The sequence below is a fragment of the Myroides sp. LJL115 genome (assembly GCF_054871665.1).
This window is the reverse complement of the sequence record NZ_JBTXLS010000008.1, coordinates 1-13,515: the sequence shown is the minus strand read 5'-3', so window position 1 is coordinate 13,515 and position 13,515 is coordinate 1. Positions and strand designations below refer to the sequence as shown.

Below are 13,515 nucleotides of genomic sequence, written 5' to 3'. Positions count from 1 at the left end.
ATTATCATGAGACATAAATTTATAAATATTGGTATGGCCATTCTTTTAAGCCTCGGTACTATAGGAATTAGTCATGCTCAGATTAGGCAGCAGAAAATAGCAAATAAGGAAGTGGAAGGCTATGCATATAGTAAAGCGATCGCTAACTATTTACGCATAATTGAAAAGGATAAAGCTAATGCTCAGGTGTATGTGAATTTGGGGGATGCGTATTATTTTAATGCAAAGCTGGATCAGGCCTTTGTTTGGTATGATAGATATTTTCAAATGCAGGATAATTCTACTATAAGTCCAGATCATTTCTTTCGATACGGTCAAAGTCTTAAAGCAGTAGGAGAAAATCAAAAAGCTGAACAAATATTAGCAATTTGGCAAGAGAGTTTAGCATCTTCTACCAATGAAAATTTTGTACTAGAAGATTTAAGTGAGGTTACACCACAGCAAAAAGTAGAATTACAGTTACTACTAGTAAATGGGGAATTTGCTGATTATGCAGCAGTTGCGACACAAAATAAAATTGTTTTCACTTCTTCTAGAAATGATGAAGATCAATCAAAAAAAATAGATCCATGGACCAATGAACCATATACAAGTTTATTTGAGTTAAATAATCAGGGATCAACTATGGCTAAACCTTTAGAATTTGAGGGAGGTTCTAAAGAAGTTAATTATTCCTCTAGTAGCTTTTCTGCCGATGGTAATACAATGTTTTTTACCGCAAACAACAATAATTTGAGAGGCAAGAAAAAATTCAACAAAAAAAGTAGCTCTCTATTGAAAATATTTAGAGCTACAAAACTTCCGGATGGAACGTGGGGACGAGTATTAGAATTATCGATTAATTCGGATAATTTTAATACAGCCCATCCGAGTGTATCTATCGATGGTAAAGTACTTTACTTTACCTCAGATAGACCTGGTGGATATGGAGAATCTGATATTTACAAAATTAATTTACAGGATTTTACACCAGTAGGAGAAGTGGAGAACCTAGGACCAATTATTAATACTCCAGGTAGAGAAACTTATCCATTTATAAGTAACGAACAATTATATTTTAGCTCTGACACCCATAGGGGATTCGGTGGATTAGATATCTTTAGTTCGACATTAGTGAAGGATAATCAATGGGGAAATGTACAGAACTTAGGTAGTATGTACAATAGTTCATTTGATGATTTCGCCTACTTTTCCCAAGCTAAGGGAGTTGGCTTTTTAAGTTCTAATAGACCTACTAATGATTACCAAAATGATAACATTTATAGTTTTAAAATTTGTTTGACCCAACTATCCGGAACTATAAAAGATGAAAGAACTTTAGAAAATATAGCAAAAGGATCTCTGAAGTTTTACCTATCTGATAATAGTTTGTTTCAAGAATTAGTTAGTGATCAAAATGGGGATTATTATACTGATTTACTTGGTTGTGATCAAAACTACACTGTTAGTATACAAGCCGATGGCTATTCACCTAAGACTATTTCTGTGAACTTGTCTGCAGACAAACCCAAAGAGAATATTGATGTTTTCCTAGCCTCTATAGAAACGCAACCCCTTTTGCAGCCACCTAGCATAGAACCTATTTATTTTGATTTTGATCAGGTAAAAATAACTCCGCAGTCCAAGAGGATTTTAAGTGAAATACATGATGTGTTGGAATCCTATCCTCAAAGCAAAGTAGTAATAACCTCACATACCGACAGTAGAGGGTCACAAAGCTATAATATGGAGCTTTCCAAAAAAAGGGCCCAACAAACTGCACAATGGCTAATAAATAGTGGAGTGGACTCAGATAGAATTTCCACTAAATGGAAAGGAGAGCAAGAATTGGTAAATAAATGTAAAGATGGTGTTCCTTGTTCTTTGGAGCAACATGCCTTAAATAGACGAAGTGAGTTTGAACTTCTAGAGCAATAAATACCTATTTTTTGATTACAGAAAGAGCGATTGTTGAAATCGCTCTTTCTATTTACTTAATGATTTCTTTAGGAAAATAGCTTGTGTTCTATTCTTGATTTCTAGTTTATTGTATAAGTTATTCACGTGATACTTTACAGTATTTACAGAAATGAATAGCTTTTGCGAAATTTGAGTATTACTCATACCTTCCCACAAACAGGTTAGAACTTCTGTTTCTCTTTGTGTTAGATTGTGTTTTATGCGTAAAGCATCCAAAGGAGAAAACTCTTTACTACGCTTAGAGTAGGTGGAGGATTTATCTAATCTAACTAAATGATTTTCAATCTCTTTTCTGTAATCATAGTTTTGGTTTTGAATTTCTTTAACCTTGTAAATAATGGTAGAGGTAATGATTAAAATTCCAAAAGTGCAAACTAACCTAACACTATTGATAGTGAAAAAAGAGAATATATCTCCTTCCAAAGTCAGGTGTAGTAAATAACCCATAGCCACTAATAGTAAAGTGGAAAAAGTAAGGAAAAGAAATTTTGCGTATACATTTTTATTTAACTGAGTTGCTGTTAAAATAAGACAAAATAAAGGTGGTATAAAACTCAATAAAACTATGGTATCCAATAAAAAAGGCTCTGAATAAAAAGTGAAGACTAATGAAAGAGTGAAAATTAGGATAAATAAAGTAATAAACAATGTACGGTATTGTAGAAAAAAGTGCTTGAAATCTAAGAAATGTAGTGTAAATATACAGATACACAAGGAGATTAATGGTAGATTCCATGCTTGTAAATAAGGCATTTCCCAAGTAGCATCAGAAATATAGTAAAACATTCCATCTTCATAGAATAATGAGATGAAAATAACAATTTGTAGGGCGCAATAACTTAGGAAGCGGTTATCTCTAAATATGAAATAAAAAATAAAATTAATAAAAATCGTAAGGGTGGCAAGTCCATAATAATTTCCAATATATAGAAGTTGTTTGGCTTCATGACTTGTAAATTGACTTCTTTCCTGGGCTAAAATATTCAAGTTTTTTAATGGATATTGCTTAAGATTAAGGTAATAGGTAGTATTATCTGTCACTATATAATGATGGGCGAAGCGGCTCTTAACAAATTCTCCTCTACTATCTAAATTCTGGGGAATAAGATGTAGTTTATTAACATTATAAGCATATAAATCATAACTAAATATATGGGAATTGGGGATTTGAAATATAAGAGGGGAGAATAAAATATCTTCATCTATTTGACCTTTGATCCAATTGTTATTTAAGGAGTCAGTAGCGATTTGTAATGTCTTAGAATTAAATAAAGGTCGATAGTTTAGAGATTCTATATACTCTTGTTGCTCTATAGGTACTCTAGCTATAGATAAAGAGCTGATTATAAGGCACAATAAGAGTACCAAAAATCTAGAGGATTTTTGTGAGACAGCGAGAATCATTGTAGTGTTAGTTAGGTAATGATAAAAATACTAAATTCCCCAATTCAATAAGAATTAGTTATGTTAAATGTGCTGATGTTTAGCTATTTATGTGATTTATATGAAAGAGGATGGTTTTTGTTGAAGTTAATTTTTGTAATGTCTTAAAATTCTCTAGGATGGGAATAAGGAAGGTATTGCTATTGCGTAAATATAAATACTTTAACATAATGCAATAGGTAAGGTTTGAGAATTTTTAAATTAAGTTTAGTGTTTTTTCAAGATTTAATCATTTTGCGTATAAAATGACTGTTTAAAGATGAATTCCTTGTTTTGTATTTTGAATTTTGTTGGGGAGTTTAAATAAATTATTAATATATTAGATTTTTAACCTAACCTAGACTAGCTATTTATGGAAAAGCATTTTCAAATTTTAATTATTGGGGCGGGTACTGCAGGAATAATGACCGCTGCTCAATTAATGAAACGTGATAAAAACTTACAGATTGCCATTATCGATAGTTCACAAAAGCATTATTATCAACCAGCTTGGACTTTGGTTGGAGCTGGCAGCTACAGCAAAGAAAAAACAATTAGGCTAACTAAAGATTTAATACCAAAGGGAGTCACTTGGATTCCACAAATGGCTCAAGAGATTATAGGAGAAAAAAATACTGTCATCACTGATACAAAAGATGTATACACCTATGATTACCTAGTGGTATGTCCTGGTTTAGTAAATGATTTGTCTTTAATTGAAGGGCTTAAAGAGGCAATTGATCAAGGTGTAGTTTGTAGTAATTATATAGATCCTGAATATACTTGGGAACTTTTGCAAAAATTTGAAGGAGGGACCGCATTATTTACCCAACCCAATACTCCTATTAAATGTGGGGGTGCTCCCCAAAAGATCATGTATTTGGCTTGTGATTATTTTAAAAAGAAAAATATAGACAAAAAGACTAAGGTTTTATTTCCAATGCCAGGTAGTGTAATTTTTGGTGTTAAACCTATTGCTGCTACTTTAATGCAGGTAATTCAAAGATATGGCATTGAATTTATGCCTTTTCATAATCCAATTAAGATTGACCCAATTTCAAAAAGAGCTTATTTTAAAATTAACGATCCATCGAATCAATGCGTTGTAATTTCGGATGATACTAGAATAAACAGTAAGATAGAAGATGGGATTTTTAGTGTAGATTTTGATTTTTTACATTTAGCACCGCCTCAAAGCGCACCAGAGTTTATCAAAAAATCCGACTTAGTTAACTCCGCTGGTTGGCTAGAGGTAGATTTAAATTCTCTACAACACCTTCGTTATGCTAATATTTTTGGTTTAGGTGATGTGGCAGGATTGCCTACAGCTAAAACAGGGGCAGCAATTCGCAAGCAAGTTCCTGTAGTGGTAGACAATATCTTGAACATGCTTGATAATAAGGAGGCTAAAAATACACAATACCAAGGTTATTCCTCATGTCCTTTAGTAACAGGATATGGCAAAATGGTTTTAGCTGAATTTAACTACAAAAATGAATTCACCCCTGATCCTAAATTAAAACAAATGTTGATTAAAGATAGCTCTAAAGAACATTGGAGATTATGGGCACTAAAAAAGTATATGCTTCCATATCTGTATTGGAATAAAATGCTCAAAGGAGAGCAAGTGTAGTATGTTTTTAAAGGATAGGCAATGTTTTTTAAAAACGTTGCACTATCTTTAGTAGTAGAATTTGAATCAAACTTTTATTTTATCACTTATGATGTACGCTTATGTATCTATCGGTTTAGTATTGGCCTTTTTTGTTTTTATACTTTATGTTTCTCTAGTGAAGAAGAACCTTAAAAACCATAAAAATAATATATTAGTTTTTTTAGGACTAATTGCTATTTGGACTTTGCTATACTTTATATTGTTGTAAAAAATTTTTATAAAAGCTGTAGGGCAATATGAGCACAAGCTTGTGCATCACTCAAAGCATGGTGATGATTTAGGGAATCAAATCCAAAATAAGAACTTACTGTATTAAGCTTGTGGTTTATTAGATGTGGGAGAGCTTTTTTAGCTGAGCGGTACGTGCAAAAAAAAGGATTTTCTACTGGAGATAGGCCATAGGCCTGTAGAGAAGCATTTAAGCAGCTTTTGTCAAAAGCACTATTGTGTGCTACAAAAGGTAAATCTTGTATAAAAGGAGTGATTTGTTGCCATACTTCTGGGAAGTTTAAAGCATTTATGGTATCCTCTTGGGTTAAGCCATGAACTTTGGTATTCCAATAACTATAAAAATTAGGAGTTGGTTTAATTAAGGCATAAAATTCCTTAACGATAATTTTATTGATTACCACAACTATTCCTACACTACACACGCTAGTTCTGTGTTGGTTGGCAGTTTCAAAATCTATTGCAACAAATGAATCCATAGTACATATAATTTGTAAAGGTTACCTAAAAGGTATTTTACAAAGATAATAATCCAAAACTTCCCAGGTATATAGGTGAGGGAGTTTTTTATTGGAATGTATTTTTGCTGTTTCTATTGGAGTAAATCACTTGATTATACTTCTTTCACTTGTATTATTTTGACAGGGCATACACTTTGAGCCTGTATGGCGTTATCTAGAAAGCTATAGTCGTTGGATTTTAGGGTATGGAAGCCTTTGTTATCGATGGCATTTAGCAATACTGTTTTCCCATCTTTTTTCGACATTTGAAAAATTTCTGGGGCAAGTTCTACACAATAATTGCATCCAATACATTTGTCTCTTTGTAAAGTGATTATGATCATTTTTCTTGTACAATTTTATAAAGTTTATCCGATAATCTTACTCTAAAAGGAACTACAACTGTACAGTTTTGTCCTCTCATACCAATATCGGCTGGAACTCCATTTACAAATAGCTCTTCTAGTAGCATTTCTTTAGCTCCAGTTGTCGGGCCAGTAATTAAAAGAGTATCTCCTTTTTTAATGTCGTAGGCTTCAATTTTAAATTCCACAATACTAGCTTTAGTATAATAGTGTAAAACTTTTGCGATATATACTTTTTTCTGAGTGGCATTACTTCCTGGGTTATCGCTCCATTGGCCAAGTTTTTGTCCTAGATAATAACCAGACCAAAAACCTCTATTGTAGACTTTAGATAGTTCACCAAGCCATTGTGTGATCTTTTCTTTGGTATATGCTCCTTGTTCTATGCTTTTTAAGGCCTGTTTATAGGTTTGAATAACTTTAGCTACATACTCTGGCGAGCGGCCTCGACCTTCTATTTTTAATATCTGAACACCACTTTGTATAATTTGATCCAAAAACTCAATAGTACATAAGTCTTTAGGGGACATCATATACTGGTTGTCTATTTCTATTTCGAATCCACTTTCTTGATCTATTACGGTATATTTCTTTCTACAATTTTGTTTACATGCTCCTCGGTTTGCTGAAGAGTTATGGGAATGCAGGCTTAAATAACATTTACCAGAAACAGCCATGCATAAGGCTCCATGCGCAAATATTTCTATTTGAATCAATTGACCACTAGGTCCTTTAATTTGCTGTTTTTGTATGCTTTGGGTAATATGCTTTATTTGCCTAAGGCTTAATTCTCTTGAGAGTACAATAGTATCAGCAAATAAGCTATAGAATTTTATAGTTTCAATATTGGTTATATTTAACTGAGTGGAAATATGTACAGCAAGGCCTAGTTCTTTGGCTAAAACTATTACGGCTTGGTCGCTGGCAATTACAGCGCTAATATTGGCCTTCTTAGCTTTTTGCAATAAATTTCTTACCACAGACAAGTCGTGGTCATAAACAATGGTATTAAGCGTAAGATAACTATGTACATTCTTTGCCTTACAACGTTTTACAATCTCTGGTAAATCTTCCATAGTGAAATTAATACTCGCTCTTGCTCTCATATTTAATTGATCCACCCCAAAATAGATTGAGTCCGCTCCATTGTCTAGAGCTGCTTGTAGGGATTCAAAATTACCAGCTGGGGCCATTAATTCCACTTTATTGTATTGTATCATTGGTATTATATTTGAACTAGCTTTGCCAAATGCAAAACTTTATATCGTTATCGAAAGTGTTTATGGTTCTAAAATATAGTCTAGCTAGACTATAGATATTTCAAAATTAGAGTAATTATTCCTAGGTAAAAGCCCTTTAAAGTAATATTTAAGAGTATATACTTTTTACTACTGAGCCCTTTAGTAAAGAGTTTATTATTGCAATTACATTTAGTTGATTGCCCCACTTTTGTGGTCAACAAGGAATTTACTTTGTTTTTTCTTGGCTATAGCTCCAAACGGAGGTATATTTATTGCCAAAGGTATTTTAGATGAACCCAACCACTCAAAACAATTCAAAAGTAGCCATTATCGGAGCAGGTATTGCTGGATTAACTATGGCTTTAGCTCTTAAAAAGCAAAATATTGACTTTGTAATATACGAATCTGCCAAGAAGCTAAAACCTGTAGGTGCTGGTATTGCTTTAGCAGCTAATGCTATGCAAATTTTCAATTATTTTGGAATTAGTGAAAAACTAAAGCAAAGTGGAGTTAGAATGCTTCAAGTCGAATTAAGTGACTTTAACTTAAATAGACTTTCAACCAATGATTTACTATCATTTGAGAACAAATTCAAAGCTTTAAATATTGCTATTCATAGACGGGAACTACATCGTATTTTAGTAGAAGAAATAGGTATAGAAAATATCCTATTAGACAAACGACTTGCTTGTGTAAAACAAGAAAATACCCAAGGCTACACTCTAATTATGCAAGAAGGTAGTAATTTTACTCATTCTATTGTAATTGGAGCCGATGGTTTGCGCTCAAAAGTGAGAGATTTTGTACATCCCAATAGTAAAATTAGAAACGCAAAACAGGTATGTTATAGGGGTGTAGTTGATTTTAATTTACCTAATGAGTTAGACAATACTTCTTTAGAAGCTTGGGGTAGTGGTAAGCGTTTTGGGTTTGTAAAAATTAATGACAATCAGGTGTATTGGTATTTCTTAATCAATGAGAATCTTAAAAAAGCGTCAACTACTTTGTTTAATTATTTGGAGGAATGTCCAGATATGGTAAGAGAATTAATACAAAAAACACCCTCTGAGAATATTTTTGAGGATAACATTTACGATTTAGAACCTATAAATAATTGGGTAAAAGGTGGAGTGTGCTTAATAGGTGATGCCGCCCATGCAACTACCCCAAATCTAGGACAAGGCGCTTGTCAAGGTATTGAAGATGCCTATGTTATTTCTTTACTCTTAGAAAAGTATGACCTTCTTACAGCATTAGAAAAATATCCTAGCTTAAGGAGAGAAAAAGCCCATAAAGTTGTTAAACAAAGTTGGAATCTAGGCAAAGTAGCTCAGCTAGAATCTGTTTTATGGGGAAATATGCGAAATGCTGCATTTCAATTATTGCCAGAATATTTGGCTAATAAGCAAATGAATTGGCTTTTTGATATCCATAAATATAAAGAGGAAATAAATAAACTTTAGCCTTTGGTTAGACGTATTTCCTAGAATATTGGTTAATTTTGCAGCCTTTAAAATTGCTCAAGCTCCGTTATATCTATAGTGTAAGGATTAGTGAGCTAAAAATATTACATATTTCTGATGGAAAAAATTGCACTAGGTCTAAAGCGAAATTGGAAACAATTTACACTATTAATAGTAGTAAATATAATGATAGGAGGTATGGTTGGTTTGGAAAGAACTGTAGTTCCTTTAGTGGCTACGGAAAGCTTCCATATACAGTCCGACGTTATAATATTTTCTTTTATAATTGCCTTTGGTCTAGTTAAGGCGGTTACAAACCTTTTCTCTGGAGCATTAGGCGATAGATATACTAGAAAACGAGTACTTATCTTAGGTTGGCTAGTTGGCCTGCCTGTTCCTTTTTTGCTAGCTTATGGACCAAGTTGGAATTGGATTATTTTTTCTAATATTTTACTTGGTATTAGTCAAGGGCTAGCTTGGTCTATGACTGTCAATATGAAAATAGATCTTGTAGGTAGTAAAAATAGGGGACTAGCGATGGGATTAAACGAAGCCGCAGGATATGGAGCTGTGGGTTTAACTGCCTTATTAACTGGGTATATAGCCTCTTCTTATGGATTGCGTCCTGCTCCTTTTTATTTAGGAATATTTTATACTCTAGCAGGAACAGCTTTGTCTATTTTTTTAATTAAAGACACTAAAGCATATGCTGTTTTAGAATCTGAAAGTCAAGGTATTAGTTCAAATGAGGCAGAAGAAAAGCCTAGCTTATGGTGGGTTTTTAAACAGACTTCTTATAAAAATAAAAATCTATTTAGTATTTCTCAAGCTGGATTAATTAATAACCTAAATGATGGAATGTCTTGGGGTGTTTTTCCTTTGTTGTTTTTATCTATGGGCGTTGGTTTAGAGGGTGTTGGTTGGATCAAGGCTATATATCCTATTGTTTGGGGAGTAGGACAAATTATTACAGGTCCACTTTCAGATAGATGGGGGAGAAAACCTCTTATTGTTACAGGAATGTTTGTACAAGTAGTTGGTCATATAATCATTGGTATAGAAATTCTCGAACCCTTACATGCTGGGTTATGGGGATCTGTTTTTTTAGGATTAGGAACAGCTATGGTCTATCCAGCTTTACTTGCAGGTATTGGAGATAATGCTATGCCTAATTGGCGTGCTTCCTCTTTAGGAGTTTATCGTTTTTATAGAGATATGGGATATGCAGTAGGAGCATTAATGGCAGGAGTAGTTGGAAATCTTTTTGGCTTAATGTGGGCAGTGCACATAGCAGGTCTTCTAACTTTAATTTCTGGTATTATTGTATGGGTTAATATGGATCCTGATACGCAACAAAGTTAGGCTTTGCGATACAAATAAAAGGAAGGTTACTTTATTACCTCCAGTTATGCGTTTTTATAACTAGTGAGTTAAACTTATAAAAAAAGCTTTTCCATTACAAAATTAGTAAGGTAAACCTCTTGTAGTTTTACTTGTTGCTCTTTAATAACAGTAAAACCTTTACTTAAAAAAAAAGGTTTAGAAGTAATGGAACTATGGGTAGTTATTTTCTTATGCTTAATTGTTTCTATTATTTTTTGATATAATGCACTAGCAATACCTTGGCCTTGGTGGTCTTTATGAACAAAGAGATGATCTAGGTATCCACTAGGAGAAATATCTATAAAACCAACTATTTCACTCTTAATTTGGGCAACAAAACTATGGTTTTGTAAAAGCGATAAGTTCCATTGACTTAAATCTTTGTTGGGATTTGCCCATACTTTAATCTGGCAATCCGAATAATCTCTAGCATTAGTTGATTTGACTGTATCTATAAAAAGTGATAGAGTAGCTTGAGCATCTTTAAAAGTATAGGCTCTAATTATCATTATTCTCTTTTTTATTATAAACTAACTTCAAAGGTACCTTTTTCTGTAGGATAAAAGAGTTTTAGTTGTCTTTTATTGGTTTATTATCTAGTTTTTTTGTAATAAAAATTTAAAGTTATCTTGTAATAAACTTGACGAACCTTAGTTTTTTAATTATCTTGTCGCTTGGAAGAATGCACATAGCAAGTTATTTTCAATAAAGCTATAATTTATAGAGCATTAGATTTTATATGAATACAAAAATAGTAAAAGCCTATGGTACCCATAGTGCAGAGCAAGATTTAGAATTGATGAGCATCACACGCCGCTTAGTAGGGAAGAAAGATGTAGAAATAGAAATTTTGTATTGTGGAGTTTGTCATTCAGACCTACATACAGCTAGGTCTGAATGGGGGGCAACCATGTATCCAAATGTACCAGGACATGAGATTATTGGTAAGGTTGTTCAAGTTGGTAATGAAGTTAATAAATTCTCTATTGGGGATATAGTAGGGGTTGGCTGTATTGTGGATAGTTGTAGAGAGTGTGAAAGCTGTAAAGATGATTTAGAGCAATATTGTGAAGTAGGACACACCCAAACTTATGATAGCTTTGATACGCAGTTAAATCAACCTACTTTTGGAGGTTATGCACAGAGTATTGTAGTGGATCAAGATTTTGTTTTACATATACCAAAGAGTTTAGATTTAAAAGCTGCTGCTCCTTTACTTTGTGCAGGTATTACTACCTATTCTCCTTTAAGACATGCTAATGTAGGGCCTAAGTCTAGAGTAGGAATCGTTGGTATAGGAGGCTTAGGACATATGGCTGTAAAGTTAGCAAAAGCAATGGGTGCTTATGTAGTGGTAATCACTACCTCAGCTTCTAAAGTCCAAGACGCTATGCGCTTAGGAGCTGATAAAGTAGTATTGTCAACAGATAAGGATCAAATGAAGCAAAACGCTCGTAGTTTAGATTTTATATTAGACTGCGTTTCTGCTCAACATAATATTAATAGGTACTTAAATCTTTTAAAACGAGATGGTAAATTAACCCTTGTAGGAGCACCAGAGAAGCCATTAGAAGTAGCAGCATTTAGTTTAATAATGCAGCGTATTAACTTTTCAGGATCTTTATTAGGTGGAATTAAGCAGACCCAGGAAATGCTTGATTTTTGTGCTGAACATCAAATTCATGCAGATGTTGAGCTCATCAATATTGATCAGATCAATGAAGCTTTTGAAAATCTCTTGCAAGGTAAAGTCAAATATAGATATGTGATTGATATGGCTTCTTTAAATCAAAAATTAATAAAAGAGTAATTATTTATTAGACGAAAAAGATTATATTATTCATTATGGAGTATTATTTACCTAGTATTCTAGCGATACAAACTAGCCTTTCTTTAGACATTCCTCTTTTCCTTTGGCAATTATTTAGTCTTATACCAATAGGTTTAATAATCTATGCTATTTATAGACTTTTTAAATCAAAATATAGTCTTGGACAAAGTATTTTGTTTTTTCTACTTATTTTGGTGGTTCCCGTTTTAGGTAGTATAGTGTTCTTATCAGTGGACAATATGCAAAGAAAGAGGGAATCTCAGGTATAGATCTTCACTAAAAGCTAATTATATAAAAAAGAAATTTCAAAAAGATATTTCCCAGGATTGTTGCCTTTAAGTAGCATACTTCACTAATAGTAAGCTATATAAAGGCAATATTTATTTTAAAGCAAGTAGTAGTGTAAACACTATGTTCTTTATTTTATCTAGACTAATAATCTTTATACTGAATTAAGTTATTTTAGTTTATATTTAAAATCACTATTGTCCGATAAAACTTTAAAAAAAGTATATGAAATTGCACCAATCAAGTTAATTATTTGCTTGTAGCGATTTTTATTTTACTGATTTTCAATACTAAACCTCAAGAAAAATATAATTGGTGCTCTACTTGTTTGTCTATAATCCAATCTTTTTCTGGAGTCTCTGAAAAATCATCAGAGCAATGGGATTAAACAAATGAATTTTACAGAAGCTGATTAAATTGGAAAAAGCCCAATTTCGTTTTAAGTCCTTCTTAATAACCATAAACAATAAATTTACAATTAAAGTGCAGTATTTCTGTATTTTAATTGCATTCTCATTTATCCTCCCGGCAGGAAGTACTTCAAAGGAAAGTTCTGTTTTAGCTTTTTGAAAACAAGTCCGATTTGCCATCTGGTTTTACACAAGGCTGCTATAAAATCGGCACGTAAATCAAACAAGTTGTCGATGAATTCAAATTCCCTTTTATTTTCTCTGTCATAGAGCCTTACCTTTTTCAAAGTTAAGGTCTTATCCTGCACTTTGGCTTCTGAAAGCCAGACTAAACTCAGAAATCTTTCATCTGCATTAATAATAGAATGAACTTTAATACCTCCTTTAGTTTTGCCGTTTTTTGGCTTTCTGCCTACAGAGGATAATATGTTTTTAAACAGGCTAATTTTAGTACTGACTATTAGTTTGACCTATTTACCAAAAGTTTCTTTAATTCGGCTGTCTGATAAGTCATCACCACACCTGGTTAAGAGTTTATTGTAAATCTGAGCATAGAATTCAACACTCCTATTTTCGTTGGTATCCGACAAAGTACTTCTTCTAGGAATATGGTCTAAGTAGAAGTTTTTGGTCTTGTGTGTGTCTGGGTATTTCGGTCGGACCGTGCCACCCATTTCGGTCAAAAGGTGCCACTTTGAAAAGTTATACAATAATACAAAAAAAGTTAATTTAATCTCTAAAAATTTGTCC

At 32.8% G+C, this 13,515-nt stretch carries 12 protein-coding genes and 1 pseudogene; 6 read left to right on the top strand and 7 right to left on the bottom strand.

The genetic code is table 11. The annotated features are described in order from the left end of the window. Positions 1-6: 6 nt before the first annotated feature. Positions 7-1,917, top strand: coding sequence for an OmpA family protein (locus ACYSNX_RS03345; protein ID WP_461753274.1), 1,911 nt, complete (start codon positions 7-9; stop codon positions 1,915-1,917). Positions 1,918-1,965: 48 nt separating this feature from the next. Here ACYSNX_RS03345 and ACYSNX_RS03340 read toward each other — a convergent pair whose 3' ends face one another. Continuing rightward, complete coding sequence (locus tag ACYSNX_RS03340; protein ID WP_461753273.1) at positions 1,966-3,363, bottom strand: LuxR C-terminal-related transcriptional regulator; 1,398 nt, start codon at positions 3,361-3,363, stop codon at positions 1,966-1,968. Positions 3,364-3,754: 391 nt separating this feature from the next. Between ACYSNX_RS03340 and ACYSNX_RS03335 the strand changes: the two genes are divergently transcribed. After that, positions 3,755-5,014 (top strand): NAD(P)/FAD-dependent oxidoreductase, encoded by a 1,260-nt coding sequence (locus tag ACYSNX_RS03335; protein ID WP_461753272.1) that lies wholly within the window; start codon positions 3,755-3,757, stop codon positions 5,012-5,014. Positions 5,015-5,271: 257 nt separating this feature from the next. Here the strand turns inward: ACYSNX_RS03335 and ACYSNX_RS03330 are convergent, their stop codons facing one another. The 3 genes from ACYSNX_RS03330 to ACYSNX_RS03320 form a co-directional block, all read right to left on the bottom strand. Beyond that, positions 5,272-5,763, bottom strand: a complete 492-nt coding sequence (locus ACYSNX_RS03330) for a 3'-5' exonuclease (protein ID WP_461753271.1) — start codon at positions 5,761-5,763, stop codon at positions 5,272-5,274. Between the two features lie 134 nt (positions 5,764-5,897). Next, complete coding sequence (locus ACYSNX_RS03325) at positions 5,898-6,128, bottom strand: ferredoxin (RefSeq protein WP_461753270.1); 231 nt, start codon at positions 6,126-6,128, stop codon at positions 5,898-5,900. Continuing rightward, positions 6,125-7,369, bottom strand: coding sequence for a peptidase U32 family protein (locus tag ACYSNX_RS03320; protein ID WP_461753269.1), 1,245 nt, complete (start codon positions 7,367-7,369; stop codon positions 6,125-6,127). Before ACYSNX_RS03320 ends, ACYSNX_RS03325 begins: the two co-directional genes overlap by 4 nt. Before the next feature lie 311 nt (positions 7,370-7,680). On the opposite strand from ACYSNX_RS03320, the gene ACYSNX_RS03315 reads away from it, so the two are divergent. Further along, positions 7,681-8,853 (top strand): FAD-dependent monooxygenase, encoded by a 1,173-nt coding sequence (locus ACYSNX_RS03315; RefSeq protein WP_461753268.1) that lies wholly within the window; start codon positions 7,681-7,683, stop codon positions 8,851-8,853. A 117-nt stretch (positions 8,854-8,970) separates the two neighbouring features. Continuing rightward, complete coding sequence (locus tag ACYSNX_RS03310; RefSeq protein ID WP_461753267.1) at positions 8,971-10,215, top strand: MFS transporter; 1,245 nt, start codon at positions 8,971-8,973, stop codon at positions 10,213-10,215. A 74-nt stretch (positions 10,216-10,289) separates the two neighbouring features. Here ACYSNX_RS03310 and ACYSNX_RS03305 read toward each other — a convergent pair whose 3' ends face one another. Further along, a complete protein-coding gene (locus tag ACYSNX_RS03305; protein ID WP_461753266.1) occupies positions 10,290-10,745 on the bottom strand; it encodes a GNAT family N-acetyltransferase in 456 nt (151 codons plus the stop codon). Between the two features lie 230 nt (positions 10,746-10,975). Between ACYSNX_RS03305 and ACYSNX_RS03300 the strand changes: the two genes are divergently transcribed. Beyond that, positions 10,976-12,046, top strand: coding sequence for an NAD(P)-dependent alcohol dehydrogenase (locus ACYSNX_RS03300; protein WP_461753265.1), 1,071 nt, complete (start codon positions 10,976-10,978; stop codon positions 12,044-12,046). Positions 12,047-12,081: 35 nt separating this feature from the next. Next, the gene (locus ACYSNX_RS03295; protein WP_461753264.1) at positions 12,082-12,336 is read left to right on the top strand and encodes a PLDc N-terminal domain-containing protein; all 255 of its coding nucleotides are present in this window, start codon (positions 12,082-12,084) and stop codon (positions 12,334-12,336) included. A 536-nt stretch (positions 12,337-12,872) separates the two neighbouring features. Here the strand turns inward: ACYSNX_RS03295 and ACYSNX_RS03290 are convergent. Then, on the bottom strand, positions 12,873-13,052 hold the full coding sequence (locus ACYSNX_RS03290; RefSeq protein WP_461753263.1) for a hypothetical protein: 180 nt from the start codon (positions 13,050-13,052) through the stop codon (positions 12,873-12,875). Positions 13,053-13,235: 183 nt separating this feature from the next. Further along, a pseudogene (locus tag ACYSNX_RS03285) lies at positions 13,236-13,515 on the bottom strand (IS4 family transposase); the annotation flags it as partial.